This window comes from Nonomuraea composti, assembly GCF_012034275.1.
In the GTDB taxonomy this organism is placed as follows: domain Bacteria; phylum Actinomycetota; class Actinomycetes; order Streptosporangiales; family Streptosporangiaceae; genus Nonomuraea; species Nonomuraea composti.
On record NZ_JAATEP010000083.1, the window covers coordinates 17,796 to 37,953 of the forward strand.

The 20,158-nt window shown below is 73.0% G+C and carries 17 protein-coding genes; 11 read left to right on the forward strand and 6 right to left on the reverse strand.

Going from position 1 to position 20,158, the window contains the following annotated elements:
* Positions 1-49: 49 nt before the first annotated feature.
* A complete protein-coding gene (locus HCN51_RS53645) occupies positions 50-1,036 on the forward strand; it encodes a LacI family DNA-binding transcriptional regulator (RefSeq protein WP_428981585.1) in 987 nt (328 codons plus the stop codon).
* Positions 1,037-1,108: 72 nt separating this feature from the next.
* On the opposite strand, the gene HCN51_RS53650 is transcribed toward HCN51_RS53645, so the two are convergent.
* Positions 1,109-2,317 carry an MFS transporter gene (locus tag HCN51_RS53650; protein ID WP_346434148.1) on the reverse strand — a complete coding sequence of 403 codons (1,209 nt, stop codon included), beginning with the start codon at positions 2,315-2,317 and terminating at the stop codon, positions 1,109-1,111.
* 59 nt (positions 2,318-2,376) lie between these two features.
* Between HCN51_RS53650 and HCN51_RS53655 the strand changes: the two genes are divergently transcribed.
* The 9 genes from HCN51_RS53655 (at position 2,377) to HCN51_RS53695 (ending at position 12,214) form a co-directional block, all read left to right on the forward strand.
* On the forward strand, positions 2,377-3,351 hold the full coding sequence (locus HCN51_RS53655; protein ID WP_206068993.1) for an ArsR/SmtB family transcription factor: 975 nt from the start codon (positions 2,377-2,379) through the stop codon (positions 3,349-3,351).
* 84 nt (positions 3,352-3,435) lie between these two features.
* Complete coding sequence (locus HCN51_RS53660) at positions 3,436-4,401, forward strand: sugar-binding transcriptional regulator (protein WP_080045594.1); 966 nt, start codon at positions 3,436-3,438, stop codon at positions 4,399-4,401.
* 130 nt (positions 4,402-4,531) lie between these two features.
* Positions 4,532-5,635 (forward strand): substrate-binding domain-containing protein, encoded by a 1,104-nt coding sequence (locus HCN51_RS53665; RefSeq protein WP_206068994.1) that lies wholly within the window; start codon positions 4,532-4,534, stop codon positions 5,633-5,635.
* The gene (locus tag HCN51_RS53670; protein ID WP_080045592.1) at positions 5,635-6,393 is read left to right on the forward strand and encodes an ATP-binding cassette domain-containing protein; all 759 of its coding nucleotides are present in this window, start codon (positions 5,635-5,637) and stop codon (positions 6,391-6,393) included. The genes HCN51_RS53665 and HCN51_RS53670 overlap by 1 nt, the downstream gene beginning before the upstream one ends.
* Positions 6,394-6,398: 5 nt before the next feature.
* Positions 6,399-7,622, forward strand: a complete 1,224-nt coding sequence (locus HCN51_RS53675; RefSeq protein ID WP_168021534.1) for a sugar ABC transporter permease — start codon at positions 6,399-6,401, stop codon at positions 7,620-7,622.
* Entirely contained in the window at positions 7,622-9,097 is a 1,476-nt protein-coding gene (locus HCN51_RS53680) for an FGGY-family carbohydrate kinase (protein WP_168021523.1), read from the forward strand. Before HCN51_RS53675 ends, HCN51_RS53680 begins: the two co-directional genes overlap by 1 nt.
* Positions 9,094-10,593, forward strand: coding sequence for an FGGY-family carbohydrate kinase (locus HCN51_RS53685; RefSeq protein ID WP_168021524.1), 1,500 nt, complete (start codon positions 9,094-9,096; stop codon positions 10,591-10,593). Before HCN51_RS53680 ends, HCN51_RS53685 begins: the two co-directional genes overlap by 4 nt.
* The gene (locus HCN51_RS53690) at positions 10,590-11,213 is read left to right on the forward strand and encodes a histidine phosphatase family protein (protein ID WP_168021525.1); all 624 of its coding nucleotides are present in this window, start codon (positions 10,590-10,592) and stop codon (positions 11,211-11,213) included. The genes HCN51_RS53685 and HCN51_RS53690 overlap by 4 nt, the downstream gene beginning before the upstream one ends.
* A complete protein-coding gene (locus HCN51_RS53695; RefSeq protein WP_168021526.1) occupies positions 11,210-12,214 on the forward strand; it encodes a 2-hydroxyacid dehydrogenase in 1,005 nt (334 codons plus the stop codon). The genes HCN51_RS53690 and HCN51_RS53695 overlap by 4 nt, the downstream gene beginning before the upstream one ends.
* Position 12,215: 1 nt before the next feature.
* Here the strand turns inward: HCN51_RS53695 and HCN51_RS53700 are convergent, their stop codons facing one another.
* The 5 genes from HCN51_RS53700 to HCN51_RS53720 form a co-directional block, all read right to left on the reverse strand.
* The gene (locus HCN51_RS53700; RefSeq protein ID WP_168021527.1) at positions 12,216-13,076 is read right to left on the reverse strand and encodes a carbohydrate ABC transporter permease; all 861 of its coding nucleotides are present in this window, start codon (positions 13,074-13,076) and stop codon (positions 12,216-12,218) included.
* Entirely contained in the window at positions 13,073-13,954 is an 882-nt protein-coding gene (locus HCN51_RS53705; protein WP_080045585.1) for a carbohydrate ABC transporter permease, read from the reverse strand. The genes HCN51_RS53700 and HCN51_RS53705 overlap by 4 nt, the downstream gene beginning before the upstream one ends.
* A gap of 49 nt (positions 13,955-14,003) precedes the next feature.
* Complete coding sequence (locus tag HCN51_RS53710; RefSeq protein ID WP_206068996.1) at positions 14,004-15,299, reverse strand: ABC transporter substrate-binding protein; 1,296 nt, start codon at positions 15,297-15,299, stop codon at positions 14,004-14,006.
* A 143-nt stretch (positions 15,300-15,442) separates the two neighbouring features.
* Positions 15,443-16,243 (reverse strand): AMP-binding protein, encoded by an 801-nt coding sequence (locus HCN51_RS53715; protein WP_168021528.1) that lies wholly within the window; start codon positions 16,241-16,243, stop codon positions 15,443-15,445.
* A 340-nt stretch (positions 16,244-16,583) separates the two neighbouring features.
* Positions 16,584-18,950, reverse strand: coding sequence for an ATP-binding protein (locus tag HCN51_RS53720; RefSeq protein WP_168021529.1), 2,367 nt, complete (start codon positions 18,948-18,950; stop codon positions 16,584-16,586).
* 83 nt (positions 18,951-19,033) lie between these two features.
* Between HCN51_RS53720 and HCN51_RS53725 the strand changes: the two genes are divergently transcribed.
* Positions 19,034-20,158 (forward strand): ABC transporter ATP-binding protein (locus tag HCN51_RS53725; RefSeq protein ID WP_487353038.1); only part of this gene is annotated, 1,125 nt, incomplete at its 3' end.

Below are 20,158 nucleotides of genomic sequence, written 5' to 3' on the forward strand. Positions count from 1 at the left end.
AGCTCTTGACAACGTTGTCTGCCCCCTCCGCATGAGAAATGATCCAGGCGTGAGACCGACCATGAAGGACGTCGCCTCGGCGGCGGGCGTCGCGCTCAAGACCGTCTCGCGCGTCGTGAACGGCGAGCCCGGCGTGCACCCCGCCACCGCCGAGCGGGTGCGCGCGGCCATCGACCGGCTGGGCTACAGCCGCAACGAGAGCGCCCGCGTGCTGCGCAGGGGCCGGACCGCCACCATCGGGCTGGTCATCGAGGACGTGGCCGACCCGTTCTACGCCGGGCTCAGCCGGGCCGTCGAGGACGTCGTCATCGACCACGGCTGCCTGCTGCTCAGCGGCTCGTCCGGGGAGGAGCCCGGCAGGGAGCGGGAGCTGGTCGAGACGTTCTTCGCGCGCCGCGTCGACGGGCTGATCATGGTGCCGGCCGGCGACGACCACACGTACCTGCGGCCAGAGCTGGAGAACGGCACGCCGGTCGTGTTCGCCGACCGGCCGCCCGGCGCGGGCACCGACGTGGACACCGTGCTCGCCGACAACGTGGGCGGCGCCCGGCAGGCCGTCCGCCACCTCCTGACGCACGGCCACCGGCGCATCGCCTTCCTCGGCGACGACCCCGCCATCTTCACCGCCGCCCAGCGGCTGCGCGGCTACCGCGAGGAGCTGGGCGGGCTGTACGACGAACGGCTGGTGTCGATGCGCGCGCCGGCGCCCGCGTCCGCCCGCGAGGACCTGGCGCGCATGTTCGCCCTGGACGATCCGCCGACGGCGCTGTTCACCGGCAACGGCCGGCACACGGTCACCACCCTGCGCGCCCTGGAGGGGCGGCGGGTGGCGCTGGTCGGCTTCGACGACTTCGAGCTCGCCGACCTGCTCACGCCCGGGGTGAGCGTGGTCGCGCAGGACCCGTCGTGGATGGGGCGCGTCGCCGCCGAGCTGCTCTTCCGCCGCCTGCGCGGCGACGGCGGCCCGTCCGAGCACATCGAGCTCCCGGTCCGCCTCATCCCCCGCGGCTCCGGCGAACTCCCTCCCCCGGACTGAGCGAGGACCCGCGGACTGGGCGGGGACCTGCGGGCTGGGCGGGGACCTGCGGGCTGGGCGGGGAGCCGGAGGCTAGGCGAGGGCTTTGTGCTGCCGGTCCGCGCGGAGGACGCGGGCCAGGGCGAGCGCGGCCACGATCCCGGCCGCGCCCGCCAGCGCGATGGCCTGCCCCGGTGCGACCATCTCGCCCAGCGCCCCGACCAGCGCCGCCCCCACCGCCTGCCCGGTCATCAGCCCCGCCGACTGCAGCCCGAACGCCTGCCCCCGCACCTCCTCCGGCACCGCGTCCACGAACCGCCGCTGCAACCCGAGCTGGTAGGCCAGCCCGGCCGCCCCGAGCGCCGCGAGCGCGGCCGCCCAGCCGAGGCCGGGCGCGGCCGCGTACCCCAGCCAGGGCACCCCGAGCAGCACGGCCAGCGGCAGCGACAGCCGTTCCCGCCCGGCCGGCGCCACGAACCGCCCCACGGCGAACTGCCCGGCCGCCATGCCGCCCGCCGCCGCCGCGAGCACCACCCCCGCCTGCCCCTGCCCGCCCAGGTACGGCACCACCATCGCCTCGGCCCCCGCCAGGCACGCGCACGGCAACCACCCGGCCAGCAGCAGCCCCCGCACCCGCCGGTCGGCGAGCAGCCGCCGGTTCACCCGCAACGTCTCCCGCACCGCCCCCCGCCCGGCACCCTCGCGGTCGGCAACCCCGCGCGCCGGCCGGTACGGCAGCCCGAAGCGCAGCACCACCGCCCCCACCAGGGACGACACGGCGGTGATCCCCAGCGCCCCGGACGGCCCCGCCACCGCGAGGAAGCCGCCCCCGGCCGCCAGCCCGACGATCTGCGCCCCGGCCGAGGCCACGCCGAGCACCGAGCGCCCCAGCACGTACGCGTCCCCGCCCAGCACCTCGGGCAGCACGGCCGACCGCGCCGCGAGGAACACCGGCGAGAGCACCCCCGTGGCCAGCACGAGCGCCAGCATCCCCCACACGGGCAGCCCGGCGTAGGCGAGCAGCAGGCAGGTCCCGGCCACGACGAGCTCGCCCGCCACCATGAGCGCCCTGGCGGGCACCCGATCAGCCAGTGACAGCAGGAAGAGCCCGCCCACGATGTACGGCAGCCATCCGGCCATGTACGCGGCGGCCGAGAGCCCGGCGGAGCCGGTGCGCGCGTAGACGAGCACGGACAGCGCCAGCATCTTGATCACGTCGCCGCCGATCAGCAGCACGAACCCGGCGAACAGGACCCGGAACTCCTTGACGGCGAACACCTCGCCGTACGTCGCGCCTCTCACGGCCCCGATCGTGCGCGGGACCACCCCACCGAGGCGACTTCTTCGGATATAACCGAAAGATGGTGGTGGCGATCGAGGTCGTCCCGCAGGACTTGATGGCGAGCAGGTTCGCGATCTCGCCCCTCGTCGAGACGATGCACGCGCACTGGGTGCTGGCGGGCCGCTTCCCGGCGGGCGTGCACGCGGAGTGGGCCGCGCGGCGGCGGGCGGCGTACGAGCGGCTGGCGGACGAGCATCCGGCCCTGCGCGCCGCCGCGGCGATCAGCGGCAACGCGGGCGACGCGAACGTCTCCTTCATCGCGCCCCCGCCGACGGCCGTGGACGTGCCGTTCGAGGCGGAGCTGGCCGCCATGCGGGCCACGCCGCCGGCGCAGGCGCACGCGGAGATCCGGCGGGTCCTGGCCAGGCGCCCGCCCGTGTCCCCCTGGGTCGAGGAGCTGCTGCTGGGGCCGGCGGTGGTGGAGCGGTTCGCGCGGGCGTACGAGGCGTTGTGGCGCCGGATCCTCTCCCATGACTGGCCGCGGCTGCGGGCGGCGTTGCAGCGCGACGTGGTGCACCGGGCCGGGCGGCTGGCGGCGTACGGCTGGGGGACGGCGCTGGAGGACCTCAGCCCGCAGGTGCGCTGGAGGGGCGGCCGGATCGAGTTGAAGCTGTCGGCTCCCGGCCGGGTGGTCCGGCTGGACGGCAGGGGGCTGCTGTTCCTGCCTTCGTCGTTCCTGCAGCGCATCGGGGCGTACCTGGAGGACGCGTGGCCGTACGCGATGATCTATCCGGCGCGCGGGACGGGTGCGCCCGCGCACGCCCCTGACCGGCACCTGGCGGCGCTGATCGGGCGCAGCCGGGCGCGGATCCTGGCCGAGCTGGCCGAGCCGGCGACCACCACCCAGCTCGCCGCCCTGCTCGGGCAGAGCGTGGGCACCACGGGCGGGCACGTCGCGGCGCTGCGCAGGACGGGGCTGATCGCGGGCACGCGCACGGGCCGCAGCGTGCTCTACGCCCGCACGCCCCTCGGCGACGCCTTGATCAGCGGCTAGCCTGTGCTCCGGAAGGCACGAAGCTATAGTTGTTGCGCATCAGTTCTGCAAAAATGTTCACGCACCGCAACCAGGAGCGCGCGAATGAATGCCGCCGACGTCGCACCCGAGGCTCAGGCCAGGTTCCCCCACGAGCTGATGTACGCGGCGGCCCAGCAGTACTACCTGGAGGACGCCACCCAGGGCGACATCGCCAAGCGCCTGGGCGTCAGCAGGGCGACCGTGAGCCGGCTGCTGACCGAGGCCCGCAAGCAGGGCATCGTGGAGATCAAGGTGCACCGCCCGGCCGCGCTCGGCGACGGCCCGCTGGCCGCCGAGGTGGCGCAGGCGCTCGGGCTCGACCGCGTCCATCTGGTGCCCAAGGTCAGCGGCCCGGCGCTGGGCCCCTGGCTGGCGCCGGGGGTGGCGCGCGCGCTGGCCACGGTGGGGCTGGAGGCGGGTGACGTGGTGCTGGTCTCGTCCGGCACCACCGTGTACGAGTGCGCCCGCGAGGGCCTCGGCCACTATCCGGGCGTCACGATCGCCCCGGCGGTGGGCGGCCAGGAGGAGCCCCAGCCCTGGTTCCAGACGAACGAGACCACCCGCATCCTGGCCGAGCGCATCGGCGGCGTGCCCGCCTACCTCTACGCGCCCGCGCTGCCGGGCCCCGAGCTGTTCTACTCGTTGCAGCACGAGCCGTCCGTGCGCCGGGTGATGGACCTGTGGGCGCATGCCAAGTGCGCCGTGGTGGGCGTCGGCTCACCCCCGCTGACCAGGCAGATGGTCCCGTCGCTGATGCCGAGGGACGCCGAGGGGCTGCGCCAGGCGGTGGGCGACGTGTGCATGCGGATCTACGACCGCGACGGCGCCCCGGTCACGTACCCGGGCAGCGAGCGCCTGGTGGCGGCCAAGCCCGAGGAGCTGCGCCGCATCCCGCACACGATCGCCGTGGCGGTCGGCGCGGAGAAGGTGCTCTCGATCGTGGCCGGCGCGAAGGGCGGCTACTTCAACCAGCTCGTCACGGACACCCCGACGGCGGAGGGCCTGCTGGCAGCCGCCCATCAGCTCTGAACACTTTTGCTGGACAAAGTTTCTGAACGCGCGCTAACGTGAGCCGCACCACAGGGTGTGCGCTCATGTGATGGCGTTCCCTGTGTCGGGGGCAGGTGCGTAAGACCCGGCGTAAGTGAGGAAACAACCCGTGAACAGAGCTCAGATGCGGACCTCCGCGTTCGCCGCAGTGGCAGTGCTCGCAGGCTCGCTGCTGGCCGCCTGCGGCTCGGACTCCGGCGCAGGCGGGGGCACCGGCGGTGCCAGTGGTGGCGGCGGGGGCGGCGACGTGCAGAACGCCAAGGTCGCCTTCCTCATGCCGGACCTCGCCTCGACGCGGTACGAGCTGCAGGACAAGCCGCTGTTCGAGGCCAGGATGAAGCAGCTCTGCCCGAGCTGCGAGGTCATCTACCAGAACGCCGACTCCGACGCCGCCAAGCAGCAGCAACAGGCCAACTCGGCGCTCGCCCAGGGCGTCAAGGCCATCGTGATCGACCCGGTCGACTCGGCCGCCGCGGCCACGATCGTCAAGTCCGCGCAGGCGCAGCAGGTGCCGGTGATCGCCTACGACCGGCCGATCCCGGCCACGCCGGCCGACTACTACATCTCGTTCGACAACGAGAAGATCGGCTCGATGATCGCCCAGTCGCTGGTGGACCACCTCAAGGCCGAGAAGGCCGAAGGCGGGATCCTCCAGGTCAACGGCTCGCCCACGGACGCTGCGGCCGGGCTGATCAAGAAGGGCATCCACAGCGCGGTGGACCCGAGCGGGTTCAAGCTGCTGGCCGAGTACGACACCCCCGACTGGCAGCCGGAGAAGGCGCAGACGTGGGTCAGCGGCCAGATCACCCAGTTCAAGGACCAGATCGTCGGCGTGGTCGCGGCCAACGACGGCACCGGCGGCGGCGCGATCGCCGCGTTCAAGGCCGCGGGCGTCAAGGTGCCGCCGGTGACCGGCAACGACGCCGAGGTGGCCGCCGCCCAGCGGATCATCGCGGGCGACCAGTACAACACGATCTCCAAGCCCATCAAGATCGTCGCCGAGGCGTCGGCGAACGTGGCCTACGAGTTCATGCAGGGCAAGAAGCCGGCGGGCAAGACGCAGCTGTACAACACGCCGTCCGAGCTGTTCGTCCCCACGGTCGTGACCAAGGAGAACATCAAGGAAGTGCTGTTCGACAGCGGGATCATGAAGGCCGCCGACGTCTGCACCGGCGAGTACGCCAAGGGCTGCGCCGAGCTCGGGATCCAGTGATGAGCGTCCTTTCCCTGCGCGGGATCGGCAAGACGTTCGGCGCCGTGGCCGCGCTCACCGACATCGACCTCGACGTGGACGCCGGCCAGGTCGTCGCCGTCGTGGGCGACAACGGCGCGGGCAAGTCGACGCTGGTCAAGATCCTGTCGGGGGTGCATCCCCCGGACGGCGGCACGATCACGTTCGAGGGCCGCGAGGTGGAGATCCCCACCCCGGCCGCCGCCCACAAGCTGGGCATCGCCACGGTCTTCCAGGACCTGGCGCTGTGCGAGAACCTCAACGTCATCCAGAACCTGTTCCTCGGCCAGGAGATCCGCCCGCTGCGGCTGAACGACGTGGCGATGGAGACCCGCTCGTGGGAGCTGCTGCGCCAGCTCTCCGCCAAGATCCCGAGCGTGCGGGTGCCGGTGGCGGCCCTGTCGGGCGGCCAGCGCCAGACGGTGGCCATCGCCCGCTCGCTGCTCGGCGACCCCAAGATCATCATCCTGGACGAGCCCACCGCCGCGCTCGGCGTCGCCCAGACCGCCGAGGTGCTCAACCTCGTCGAGCGGCTACGCGAGAACGGCCTGGGCGTCATCATGATCAGCCACAACATGGCGGACGTGAAGGCCGTCGCCGACACCGTCGCGGTGCTGCGGCTCGGCCGCAACAACGGCGTCTTCGACGTGGACAGCGTCTCCACCGAGGACATCGTCGCCGCCATCACCGGCGCCACCGACAACGTGGTGTCGCGCAGAGCTCGAAGGGGACAGTCGTGACGACAATGGCGACCGACCGCCAGGACGAGCGGCTCCAGAGCCGGGAAGGGCTGCGCGGCGCGCTGACCGACGTGCTCGACCGCGCCCGCGGCGGCGACCTCGGCGTCATCCCGGTCGTGGTGGGCCTCATCGTCATCTGGTCGGTGTTCCAGATCCTCAACCCGATCTTCCTGTCCAGCGCGAACCTGGTGAACCTCACCCTGGAGTCCGCCGCCGTCGGCGTCATCGCGCTCGGCATCGTCTGCGTGCTGCTGGTCGGCCAGATCGACCTGTCCGTCGGGTCGGTCAGCGGCCTGTCGGGGGCGGTGCTGGCGGTGCTGTTCGTCGGCCAGGGGCTGCCGGTGTGGCTGGCCATCGCCGCGTCGGTGCTCATGGGCGCGGTCATCGGCTGGATCTACGGGCAGCTGTTCAACCGGTTCGGCGTGCCCAGCTTCGTGATCACGCTGGCCGGGCTGCTGGCCTTCCTCGGGCTCCAGCTCTACGTGCTGGGCACCAAGGGCTCGATCAACCTGCCGTTCGACTCGGGCCTGGTGAACTTCGCCCAGCTCGACTTCGTCCCGGCCTGGCTGTCGTACACGTTCGCGGTGATCGCCGCCGTCTGGCTGTTCGCCAGCGGCTACCTGCACGCGCAGGCGCGGCGCAAGGCCGGCCTGTCGGCCAGGAGCGTCTCCGCGCTGGCCGTCAGGAGCGTGGCGCTGCTGGTGGTGCTGGCGTTCGTGGTCTGGTACCTCGGGCAGACGCGCGGCGTGGGCTGGATGTTCGTCTTCTTCGTGGTGCTGGTGCTGATCATGCACTACCTGCTGTCGCGGACGAAGTGGGGCCGCGCCGTCTACGCCGTGGGCGGCAACGTGGAGGCCGCGCGCCGGGCGGGCATCAACGTCCGGGCGATCTACACCTCGGTCTTCGTGCTCTGCTCGACGTTCGCCGCCGTCGGCGGCATCCTGGCCGCGGCCCGGCTCGCGGCGGCCAACCAGAGCAGCGGCGCGGGCGACGTCAACCTCAACGCCATCGCCGCGGCCGTGATCGGCGGCACCAGCCTGTTCGGCGGGCGCGGCACCGCGTTCGGCGCGCTGCTCGGCATCATCGTCATCCAGTCCATCTCCAGCGGGCTGACCCTGCTCAACCTCGACTCCTCGATCCGGTTCGTGGTCACGGGGGCGGTGCTGCTGCTCGCCGTCATCGTCGACTCCGTCTCGCGCCGGTCGAGGACCTCCCACGGCAGGGCCTGATGGCGATCATCTGCGTGGACGCGGGCACCACGGTCATCAAGGCCGTCGGCTACGACGCCGCCGGCGCCGAAGCGGCCGTGGCCCGGCGCGAGACCGTCGTCACCAGGCCCGCGCCCGGCCACGCCGAGCAGGACATGCACGCCGTCTGGGACGCGGTCGCCGCCACCGTGCGCGAGGTCGCCGCCCAGGTCGGCGGGGCCGACTTCGTGGCCGTCACCGCCCAGGGCGACGGCTGCTGGCTGGTGGACGCCGACGGCGAGCCGACCGGCCCCGCCATCCTCTGGAACGACGCCAGGGCCGCCGCCGTCGTCGACCGGTGGACCCGCGACGGGCTGGCCGCCGAGGCGTTCCGCGTCAACGGCTCATCCGCCGCGTCCGGGCTGCCGCACGCCGTCCTCGCCTGGCTGGGCGAGCACGCCCCCGGGCGGCTGGCCCGGTCGAGCACCATGCTCACCTGTGGCGGGTGGATCTTCTCCCGGATGACCGGGGAGCTGGTCGCCGACGAGTCCGACGCCTCCGCGCCGTTCATGGACCTGCGGGCGCGGGCGTACTCGCCCGAACTGCTGTCCCTGTTCGGGCTGGGCTGGGCCGAGCGGCTGCTCCCCCAGGTGCGCCCCTGCCCCGTCGCCGGGCTGAGCGCCGGGGCCGCCGCCGCGCTCGGGCTGCCCGCCGGCACACCCGTCGTGATGGCCCCGTACGACATCGCCTCGACCGCGCTCGGCGCCGGAGCCGTCGAGCCGGGGCAGGCGTGCGCCATCCTCGGCACCACGCTCTGCACCGAGGTCATCGTGGAGGCCCCCCGCCTGGACGGCGAGCCGACCGGCATCAACATCGCGCTGCCCGGCGGCTACCTGCGGGCCTTCCCCACCTTCGCCGGGACGGAAGTCGTGCAGTGGACGTGCCGGCTGCTCGGGCTGTCGCAGCCCGGCGAGCTGGGCGAGCTGGCCATGGAGAGCCGGCCGGGTGCCGGCGGGCTGGCGTTCCTGCCGTACCTGTCGCCCGCCGGCGAGCGGGCGCCCTTCTCCGACCCGCTGGCCCGGGGGTCGCTGCTCGGCCTGTCGTTCGAGCACGGCCGCGCGGACGTCGCCAGGGCCGTGCTCGAAGGGCTCACGATGGTCATCCGCGACTGCCTGGCCGCCACCGGGGCCGCGCCGACCGAGCTGCGCGTCTCCGGCGGCGGCTCCGCCAGCGCCACCTGGCTCGGGCTGATCGCCGACGTCACCGGGCTGCCCGTGCGCCGCCCGGCCGACGCCGAGGTGGGGGCGCGGGGGGCGTACCTGGTGGGGCTGGCCGCCACGGGCGCCGAGCCGTCCGTCGCCGCCGCCGCGGCCGGTCACGTACGGCTGCGCGACGCCGTCGAGCCCGACCCCGGCCGCCGCCTCCTCTACGACCGGCTCTTCGCGGACTTCCTGACGTTGCGCGACGACAACGCCCGCACGTGGCCGCTGCTGGGCGAGCTGCGGAGCCGTTCATGAGCGCGTGGATCGGCATCGACCTCGGGACGCAGAGCGTGCGCGCGATGGCCGTCGCCGGGGACGGCCGGGTGCTCGGCACCGGCAGCCGCCCCCTGACCAGCCACCGCGACGGGCCCCGGCACGAGCAGGACCCCGAGCAGTGGTGGCGCGAGCTGGCCGCCGCCACCCGCGAGGCCGTGAGCGCCGCCGGCGTGCCCGTCGAGGGCGTCGCCGTGGCCGCGACCTCCGGCACGATCCTGCTCACCGACCCCTCCGGCCGCCCGCTGACGCCCGCCCTCATGTACGACGACCGCCGCGCCGACGCCTCCCTCGCCAACGAGGTGGGCGGGCACGTGTGGGAGCGGCTGGGCTACCGGCGCATGCAGCCCAACTGGGCGCTGCCCAAGCTGCTGTGGCTGCTGCGCGAGACCCGCTCCCCGGACGTCCGGCTCGCCCACCAGAACGACTTCGTCAACCGGCGGCTGACCGGCCACCGGGTGGCCACCGACCTCGGCAACGCGCTCAAGACCGGCGTGGACCTCATCGGGGAGCGCTGGCCGCTCGACGTGTTCGACGCGCTCGACATCCCCGCCGGGATCCTGCCCGGGGTCGTGCGGCCGGGCACCCGGCTCGGCGTGGTGTGCGCGGCGGCGGCCGAGGAGACCGGCCTGCCCGCCGGCACGCCGGTGATCGCCGGCACCACCGACGGCTGCGCCGCCCAGCTCGGCGCCGGCGCCCTGCGGCCCGGGAGCTGGAACTCGGTGCTGGGCACCACGCTCGTGCTGAAGGGCGTGACGAAGGAGCTGATCCACGACCCGCTCGGCGTCGTGTACTCCCACCGCGCCCCGGACGGCTCGTGGCTGCCCGGCGGGGCCTCCAGCACGGGCGCGGGCGCCCTGACCCGCGACCTGCCGGGCCGCGACCTCGACGCCCTCAGCGCGGAGGCCGCGACCCGCTACGGTCGCGACGCGAGCCGTCCCCCGGTCGCAGGCGACGCGAGCCGCTCGCCCGGCGCTCGGGACCTCGCGCCCGCGGTCACCTACCCGCTCGTGTCGCGGGGCGAGCGGTTCCCGTTCGCCGCCCCCGACGCCGAGACCTTCACCCTCGGCGAGCCCGCCGACGACGTCGAGCGGTACGCCGCCATCCTGCTCGGGGCCGCCTTCGTCGAGCGCCTGTGCTTCGACTACCTCGACCTGCTCGGCGCCCCCGTGGACGGCGAGATCATCCTGACCGGCGGCGCGACCAGGAGCGCGTACTGGACCCGGCTCAGGGCCGACGTCCTGGAGCGCCCGGTGACGCTGCGGGAGAACGCCGAGCCCGCCCTCGGCATGGCCGTCCTCGCGGGCGGTGACCCCGCGGCGGCGGCCAGCACGATGGTCAGGACGAAGGCGGTCGTCGAGCCGTCGGGGGCCGACCTGCGCGAGCCGTACCTGCGCTTCGTCGCCGAGCTCGAACGGCGCGGCTGGCTCGACCCGGCCGCCGCCGCCCACGCCCGCGAGAGGACCTCCACCCGATGACCGACCTCGTGCTCGTCCGCCACGGCGAGACCGTCTGGCACGCCGAGAACCGCTACGCCGGGCTCACCGACGTCGAGCTGACCCCGCGCGGCCGCGCCCAGGCCGAGCTGCTGGCCGGCTGGGCGGCCGGCGCGGGCCTGGAAGCGGTCTGGGCCTCCCCGCTCAGCCGCGCCCGGATCACCGCAGAAACCGCCGCCGCCAAGGCCGATCCCCCTCTCAGCCCTGTGCGGGTCGATGAGCGGTTGCGGGAGCTGGACTTCGGCCAGGGTGACGGCCTGACCTCGGCCGAGATGAAGGCCCGCTTCCCCGATGCCCGCGCCGCGTTCGAGGCCGACCCGGCCGCGCACCCGCTGCCGGGCGGCGAGGACCCGTACCAGGCCGCCGCCCGTTTCGTGGCGGCGCTCCAGGACATCGCGGCCGCGCACCCCCAGGGCCGGGTGCTGGTGGTGGCGCACACGACCGCCATCAGGCTGGCCCTGTGCCGGCTGATCGGCGTGCCGCTGGGCGAGTACCGCCGGCTGTTCCCGCGCCTGGACAACTGCGCCCTGACCGAGCTGCGCCTGCGCGCCGGGCAGGTGGCCATGCTGCAGTACAACTCCCCGATTGGAGCCGTTCGTTGACCATCCGTGTCCTCGCCGCGGGCGACCACTTCGTCCAGAACCGCCTGCTCATCGACGCCCTCCGGCACGCGGTCCCCGCCGAGCTGGACTTCAGGGAGCTGACGCTGCCGTGGCCGGTGGTGCCGTTCGGCCGGGTGGGCGAGGTGGACGAGGCCTCCGACGTGGAGGAGGAGCTGATCGAGGCGCTGCGCGGCGTCGAGGTGTGCGTGACGCAGATGGCGCCGCTCACCAAGCGCGTCCTGGACGCCTCGCCGGACCTGCGGCTGTTCTGCGTGAGCAGGGGCGGCCCGGTGAACGCCAACCTGGAGGCGGCGGCCCAGGCGGGGGTGGCGGTGACGTTCGCGCCGGGCCGCAACGCGGTGGCCACCGCCGAGCACACGCTCGCCATGCTGCTGGCGGCCACCCGCCGCATCCCGCAGACGCACGCCGACCTGGCGGGCGGCGTGTGGCGGGGCGACTACTACATGTACGACAACGTCGGCCCCGAGCTGGAGGGCAACACGGTCGGACTGATCGGCTACGGCGCGATCGGCCGGCGGGTGGCCCGGATGCTGGAGGGTTTCGGCGCGGAGGTCCTCGTGCACGACCCGTACGTGGCCGCCCCGAACCGGGTGGAGCTGCCGGAGCTGCTCGAACGTTCCCTGTTCGTCTCCCTGCACGCCCGCGCCACCCCGGAGACCGCCGGCCTGATCGGCGCCGCCGAGATCGCCGCCATGCCGAGAGGCTCGGTGCTGGTGAACTGTGCCAGGGGCGCGCTGCTCGACTACGACGCGCTGTGCGACGCGCTCGACTCGGGCCACCTGTTCGGCGCCGCGATGGACGTCTTCCCTGAGGAGCCGATCCCGCCGGGCTCCCGGCTGCTCGCGACGCCGAACTTGGTGATGACCCCGCACCTGGCGGGCGCCAGCAAGGAGACGGCGATGAAGGCGGCGGCGATCGTGGCCGCCGACGTGGCCCGCTACGTGCGCGGCGAGCCGCTGGCGCACGTAGCCAACCCGTGAGCTACCCCTTGAGCGCCCCCGCCATGAGCCCGCGCATGAAGAACCGGCCCAGCAGGATGTAGATCAACATCGTCGGGACGGAGGCGAGGATGGCCGCCGCCATCTGCTGGCTGTACGGGGTGGCCTGCGCTCCGGCGATGTTGTTCAGCATCACGGTCGTGGGCCAGCTCGTCGGCCCGGTCAGGAAGACGGCGAACAGGAAGTCGTTCCAGAGCGAGGTGAACTGCCAGATGATCACCACCGCGATGGCGGGCCCCGACACGGGCAGCACCACCGACCAGTACGCCCGCAGCATCCCCGCCCCGTCCACCCGTGACGCCTCGATCAGCTCGTCGGGGATCGTCACGTAGTAGTTGCGGAAGATCAGCGTGCAGATCGGGATGCCGTAGACGACGTGGGCCAGCACGAGCCCGGGGATGCCGCCGTAGAAGACGCCCTGGAGCCCGGCGAGCTGGTCGACCGACACGAGGAGCTGCACGAGCGGGATCATCACCCCCTGGTAGGGGATGAACATCCCGAACAGGAACAACGTGAACAACACGTCCGCGCCCGGGAAGCGCCACTTCGACAGCACGTACCCGTTCATCGAGCCGAGCGCGCACGACAGCAGCGAGCCGGGGACGGCGAGCAGCACGCTGTTCCACAGGCCGGGCGCGAGCTTCTCCCACGCGACCTGCCACGCCTCGGTCGTCCACACGCGCGGCAGGTTCCACGCCTGGCTGGGGTCGGCCTCGGTGAGCGGCTTGAAGCTGGTGACGAGCAGGACGTAGATGGGGATCAGGAAGATCACCACGAAGAGCGCCAGCACCCCGAACCTGACCCAGCCGAACACCGCGGCCCTGCGCCCGGCCACCGCCGTCATGAGCGCTTCTCCTTACGCACCGACCAGATCAGGTACGGGATGACGAAGATGGCCACGCTGAGCACGATGTACGACGCGATCGTGGCCCCCTTGGCGGGATCGTTGGAATCGAACACGGCCACCCACATGAACACCGCGGGCACGTCCGTGATGATCTGCTTGCCGGACACCGCCACGATGAGGTCGAAGACCTTGAGCGAGATGTGCCCGAGGATGATCAGCGCGGACAGCGTGACCGGCCGCAGCAGCGGCAGCACGACGTGCCGGTAGACGCCCCACTCGGTGCAGCCGTCGACCCGCGCGGCCTCCCGCAGCTCCTCGGGCACCCCGCGGAAGCCGGCGAGAAACAATGCCATGACATATCCGGACATCTGCCAGATGGCGGGGAGCGCCATCGCGGCCATCCCCCAGTCCTGGTCCCTGAACCACTGCCACTGCGGCAGCCCGAACCACTCGAACAGCCGGTTCAGGCCGACCGCCCGCTCCCCCGTGCCCGAGTTCATCAGCCACCGCCACACGATGCCGGTCGCCACGAACGAGATGGCCATCGGGAACAGGTAGATCGCCCGGAACGTGCCCTCGCCCCTGATCCCCTTCTCCATGAGGAACGCCAGCAACCACCCGAGCACCAGCGCGCCCAGCACGAACACGACGGTGAACACGATCGCGTGGTTCACCGACAGGTGCCAGCGCGGCAGGTCCCAGATGTCGACGAAGTTCTGCAGCCCCACGAACCGCCCCTCGGACACCGCGTCGTGCTGGTCGGTCATGGCGACCCGGAAGTTCCAGCCGAGCATGCCGTACACGAACACGCCGATCAGGATGATCGACGGCGTGACGAGGAGCAGTCCGGGCAGCCACGTGCGTGCCCGCCTCACAAGGTTTCCCTCCCGGGGGACGGCCGCGGCCGTCCCCCGTATCCGTCGTCTATTGGGCGTTCGCGGTGGCCGCGTCCGCCAGCCCCTGCTGCAGGGCCTTGACGTCCTTGCTGCCGATGTAGAGCCCGACCGCCTCGTTGATGGCGGCCAGCCACGGCTGGTTCACCGACACGCCGTGCTGGATGGAGCCGGCGAGCTTGTTGGTGGACCAGTCCTTGAGGGCGTCGGCCAGGTAGTCGGTGTAGAGCGACTGGTCGGCGTCCTTGCGGGCGGGGATGGAGCCCTTCTTCGGGTTGAAGGCGTCCTGGCCCTCCTTGCTGGCCGCGACCTTCAGCCAGGCCAGCGCCCCGTCCCGGTTCTTGGCGCCCTTGGGCAGGGTGAAGCTGTCGGACAGCCACAGGTAGGTGCCCTCGGTGCCGGGCGAGGGCGCCCAGTCGAAGTCGGTCTTCGACTTCTTGCCCAGGCCACCCTGCGGCGGGTTGTGGAAGTAGCCGTACGCCCAGTCGCCCATGATGTTGAACGCGGCCTGACCGTCGGCCACCTGCTTGGCCGCGGGCTGCCAGTCGTCCTGCGGGTCGCCCGCGTACTCCATGATCTTGGCGAAGTTGTTCAGCGCCGTCGTCACCTGCGGGCCGTTCCAGTCGGCGCCCGGCTTGAACAGGGCGTTGTAGGCGTCGGCGCCGAGCGTGCCGAGCAGCACGCTCTCCAGCAGGTGGGTGACCGTCCACTCCGACCCGATGGACAGCGGGATCTTGCCCTTGGCCTTGACCTTCCCGAGGTCCGCGATGAACTCCTCGATCGTCTTCGGCGCGGCGGTGATCCCGGCCTCCTTGAGCACGCCGGGGTTGAACCACAGGACGTTCGAGCGGTGGATGTTCACCGGTACGGAGTAGATCTTGCCGTCGACGCTGATCTGCTCGACGAGCTGGGCGGGGAAGACGTCCTTGAGCTTGAGCTCGTCGTAGAGCGGGGTGAGGTCCTCCAGGTTGCCCGCCTTGATGTAGCCCTGCAACTCGGCGCCCGCGTGGCCCTGGAAGGTGTCGGGCGGGGTGTTGGCCTGGAGTTTCGACTGCAGCAGCGCCTTGGCCTTGTCACCGGAGCCGCCGGCCACCGCCGCGTCGAAGAAGGTGTAGTCCGGGTTCTTCTCCTCGAAGATCTTTCTCATCGCTTGCAGGCCGTCGGCCTCACCCGGACCCGTCCACCAGGAGAAGACCTCAACCTGCTTCTTCCCGCCGCCGCTGGCAGCGGGCGCCTGGCTGGCCTGTCCGGCGCCACCGCCTCCGCAGGCCGCCAGGCCGAGCACGCTCGCCATCGTGATCGATACGGCCGCTAACCACCGTCGCATTTCACACCATCCCTTCGAAATCCCCCGAAGTTGGTGATTTGACAACGTTGTCAACAACGGCTATCAACCCACTTCGGGCAGCGCGCCGTCAAGGGGATCGGCGGTAACAGCTCCGCATATATGGGACGGTCAGGGGAGCCCGGTCAGCGGAGCCCGCGCAGCGTGCCCGTCGGCCAGCCCAGGCGGCGCAGCGTGCCGTCGGGACGGGTCACCACGGTCACGCCGTAGTCGTGGGTGCTGCCGTCGAAGTCGCCGCCCGCCGCCACCACCAGCGCACCCCTCGACACGCCCAGCCCCACCAGGGCGAGCAGCCGGCAGCCGCCGTCGGGCAGCCACGTGGTCAGCACCACGTCGCTCTCCGCCAGGCGTACGGGCAGGTCGAGCTCGGCCATCTCGGCCAGCAGGCCCTCGTGGGACAGGCGGGTGCCGTCGGCGAGCAGCACGGCGAGCTGCCGCTTGGCGTCGATCGCGGGCAACGCGGTGGGCTCCAGCGTGAGCAGGCAGCGGAAGTCGATCGTGTCGAGCGCCGGGCCCAGCGAGACGACCTGCCGCACCCGCGACTCCTCAGCCGCCAGGATCGCCGTCTCCGCCAGGTCGGGCGTGGTGATCAGGGCGCGGGCGTCGCACGCCCGCAGCCACGCCGCCACCTCGTACGCGCCCAGCCCCGGATCGATCGGCGCCGCCACCCCGCCGGCGGCCACCACCGTGTGGACCGCCAGCGTCTGCGCGCCCGCCGTGGACACGTGCACGCCCACCACCTGGTCACGCCGGGCGCCCCTGCGCACCAGCCCGGAGGCCGCCCTGGTCACCTCGGTCACCAGCCTGCGGTAGCCGTAGACGTGGCCACCGCGCAGGTCGATGAGGGCGGGGCGGTCGCCGCGCTCGTAGGCCCGGCGGAACACTTCGTGGATCACCGTGCCGGTGGTCGAAGCGGTGGGTCTCATGCCCGTCAACGTACGGCCGCCGGTGCGGCCCGAGCATCCACCGATGTATGTAGGCGGCTGTGCATTCGGGCCACGGGGGCGGGCGCGGGGTGGGCGGGCCCGAGCCCTGCGCGGCTCGAGCCCGCTGTCACGCGCCTGGGGCCGGACCCCCACCCCTCCGAGAAGGTCCGGCCCCGTGCGGACGCGTGACGTCCCCTGCCGATCGGCCGCGGCGCCCCCGTCGCGAGGGGCGAGGTACGCGCGGTGCGGTCGATCACGAAAGAAACGGTAGGCGTGCAGAGGGTGCCCGCACATGCGTTGACATGGCCATTCGACGATGTACGCGCGATGTGTAGACGGCTCAGCGGCTGCCGATCACCCATGCGGCGATCTGTGTACGGGTGGAGAAGCCGAGCTTGGCCAGGATGTTGGCGACGTGCCTGGCGACGGTGGCCGGGCTGATGACGAGCTCGTCGGCGATCCCCCGGTTGCTGAGCCCCCTCGCGACCAGCCCGGCGATCTCCCGTTCCCTGGGGGTGAGCATGCTGTCCTGGCGGGCCGGCACGACGGGCGCGGCCGGCGGCTCCGGCAGGTCGCCTTCGAGCGCGCAGGCCACGGCCTGGTCGGCGGTGAGCCGCGCGCCCTCCGCCCACAGGACGCCGACGACGGGCTCGCCGAGGCTCGCGCGGGCCGGCCGCAGGACGTCCTCGGTGCGGGCGTCGGGCTGCCGGCCGCCGAGCGCCAGCGCGGCCGACACCAGCAGGACCGCGCGCCGGTGGTCGCCCTCGGCGGTGACCAGCGCGGCCCACGCCTCCAGCCGGCGGGCGATGCCGGCCCGCAGGCCGGCGTCGCGGCTGAGCAGCAATGCCTCGGTCAGCCTGGCCCTGGCCTGCGCCAGGTCGCCCTCGTCGAGCGCCACCCGGCCCAGCCCGGCCAGGCAGCTGACGATCTGCTGCCTGGCGTCCACGTGGCGCAGCAGGCGCAGCCCGGCCTCGTAGTGCCGCCGGGCGGTGGCGCGGTCGCCCGACCTCCTGGCCACCTGCGCCAGGCCGATGTGGGCGAACGTCTGGCCGTAGTGGTTGTCGAGCTCCTCGCTGATCGCCAGCACCTCCTGGTAGGCGCGCTGCGCCTCGTGCAGGCGGCCCTGGTGCAGGCCGTAGCGCGCCCTGGTGCCCTGGGCCAGCGACTCGAGCACGAGGTCGCCGCACTGCCTGGCCGTCTCCAGCGCGCGCTCGATCGCGTCGTGCTCGCCGGTGAGCTGGGCCAGCGCGATCGTGCCGAGGGCCTGGCCGTAGCGGTCGTTGGCGGCGGCGCACAGCTCCAGCCCGGCGCGCACGTGCCGCATGGCCGGCTCGAAGTCGCCCGCCGCCAGCGCCAGCTCGCCCCGGACGATCGTGGCCCGCCCGCGCAGGCCGCGCGGCACCTGCGGGGCGTCAAGGTCGAGCAGCCGGGCGAGGTGGTCGGTCGAGTCGAGCCGGCGCCCGCTGCCGATCAGCAGGAAGCGGATGTCGGTCAGCAGCGTGAGCGCGGTCTCGGGCATGCCGATGGCGATCGACCAGTCGCAGGCCGAGTGCACCTCGGCCTTGAGCCCGTCGAAGAGGTTGACGTAGCGCTCGACCACCGGCCACGACGTGCGCACGCCGGGGGCCAGCGACTGCTTGAACCTGGCCGCGAGCCTGCCGAGCGCGGTCAGGTGGCGGCGGCGCAGCTCGGCCTCCTCGCCGGACTCGGCGAGCTGCTCCAGCGCGTACTCGCGGACGGTCTCCAGCAGCCGGTAGCGGGCGTGCCCCGCCACCTCGCCGTCGAGCACGACCAGCGACTTGTCCACCAGGTCGCACAGCCGGGGCAGCACCTCCTCCTCCGCGAGCCCCGGCCCCGAGCAGACCCATTCGGCCAGGTCGAGCGTCCAGGAGGAGCGGAAGGCGGCGGTGCGGCGCAGCAGCAGCCGCTCCTGCGGCGTGAGCAGCCGGTAGCTCCAGTCGACCGCCGCCCTGAGCGTGCGGTGCCGGGCCGGAGCCGTGCGGGCGCCGCCCGCCAGCAGCCTGAACCGGTCGTCCAGCCGCTCGACGAGCTGCCCCACCGACAGCACCCGCACCATGGCGGCGGCCAGCTCGATCGCCAGCGGCAGCCCGTCGAGCGCCTGGCACAGCTCCACCACCAGCGGCCGGGTCTCGCCGGTCAGCTCGAAGCCCGGTCGCGCGGCGGTGGCCCTGGCCACGAACAGCCGCACGGCCTCGCTCTCGCCGCCGTCGCCCGGGTCGTCGACCGACAGCGGCGGCACCCGCCACACCGTCTCGCCCGGCACCCGCAGCGGCTCGCGGCTGGTGGCCAGCACGGTGACGTTCGGGCAGGCGCGCAGCAGGTCGCGGCAGAGCTCGGCGCACTCGCCGACGACCGGCTCGCAGTTGTCGAGCAGCAGCAGCACGTGCCGGTCGCCGACCGTCTCGACGAGGTCGCCCGAGATGCCGAGCGCGGCGGCCACCTCCTCCCTGAGCCGCCCCTTCTCCAGGTCGGCCAGCTCGCTCACGCACACGCCGCCCGGATGCGCGGCGACCAGCCGGGAGGCGAGCCGCAGGGCCAGCCGGGTCTTCCCGATGCCGCCCGCCCCGCACAGGGTCACGACGCGCGAGACGCGCATCAGGTGGACGAGCTCGTCGAGGTCTGCCTCCCGGCCCACGAACGTGTTGGACTCCGCCGGGAGGTTGCTGGGGTCCGCGAATCGCTGCATCACTGTGAGTGTGTCACCAACTACGCTTCGCGCCCAGCCTTAATCGGTGGAGAAGTGTGAGCCCGCGTGGGCACACTCACAGCATGGCCGATGAGCCGCTGGAGCTCGGGGAGATCTCCTTCTCCGACTGGCACGCCCACACCGACAAGCTGGCGGACGTCGGCTTCCTGACCGTCGCCAGGACGCTGCCCTCACTGATCGGCCAGGCCATGCGCATGGCCTGGCGGGCCAGCCCCCGCGACACCCTGGCCACGATCGTGCTCAACCTGCTGGGGGGCGTGTTCACCGCGTTCGGCCTGCTGGCCACCACCGGCGTCCTGGGCGCGCTGTTCAGCGAGGGCCCCACCCCCGACCGGGTGGTGGCCGCGCTGCCCAGCCTCGCCCTCGTCGCCGGCGCGGCCGTGCTGCGCACCGCCGTGCAGGCGGGCGCGGGCTGGGCGCAGTCCCGCCTCGACCCGCAGGTCTCCCGGCTGACGGAGGAGCGCCTGTACGGCCTGACCAGCCAGGTGAGCCTGGTGGCCTACGACGACCCCGAGTTCCACGACGCCCTGCAACGCGCCCGGCTGCGCGGCGTCGCCATGGCCGACTCGGTCGTCACCTGCACCATCGACGTGGTCACCGCCGCCGTCGGCATCGCCGCCGTGGCGGGCGTGCTCGGCGTCCTGCACCCCGTCCTGCTGCCGCTCCTCCTCCTGGCCGTCCTGCCCGACGCCTGGGCCGCCGTCCGCAGCGCCCGCATGCAGTACGCCACCATGTACGCGCTCATCCCCGCCAACCGCCGCAAGTGGATCATCGGCCAGCTCCTGGCGGAGCGGGAGCCCGCCGCCGAGGTGCGCTCGTTCACGATGCGCGGCTTCCTGCTGCGCATGTACGACGCGGTCGCCAAGGCGGAGCAGGACGTCATGCTCGGCCTCGCCCGCCGCCAGACCGTGGCCCGCCTGGCCGGTGAGGCTCTGGGCGGTCTCGGCGCGGCCCTGGTCTACGTGGCGCTCGGCGTCCTGCTCGCGATCTCCGCGATCCCGCTGGCGGTGGCCGGCACCGCCGTGCTGGCCATCCGCTCCGCGCAGGGCTCGCTCGGCCAGCTCATGTACGCCACCAACCGCCTCTACGAGGAGGGCCTCTACTTCACCGACTTCCTCGACTTCTGCGCCGACGCCGAGCGCCGCATCCCCGGCGACCGCGACACCGCCATGCCGGACTCCTTCGAG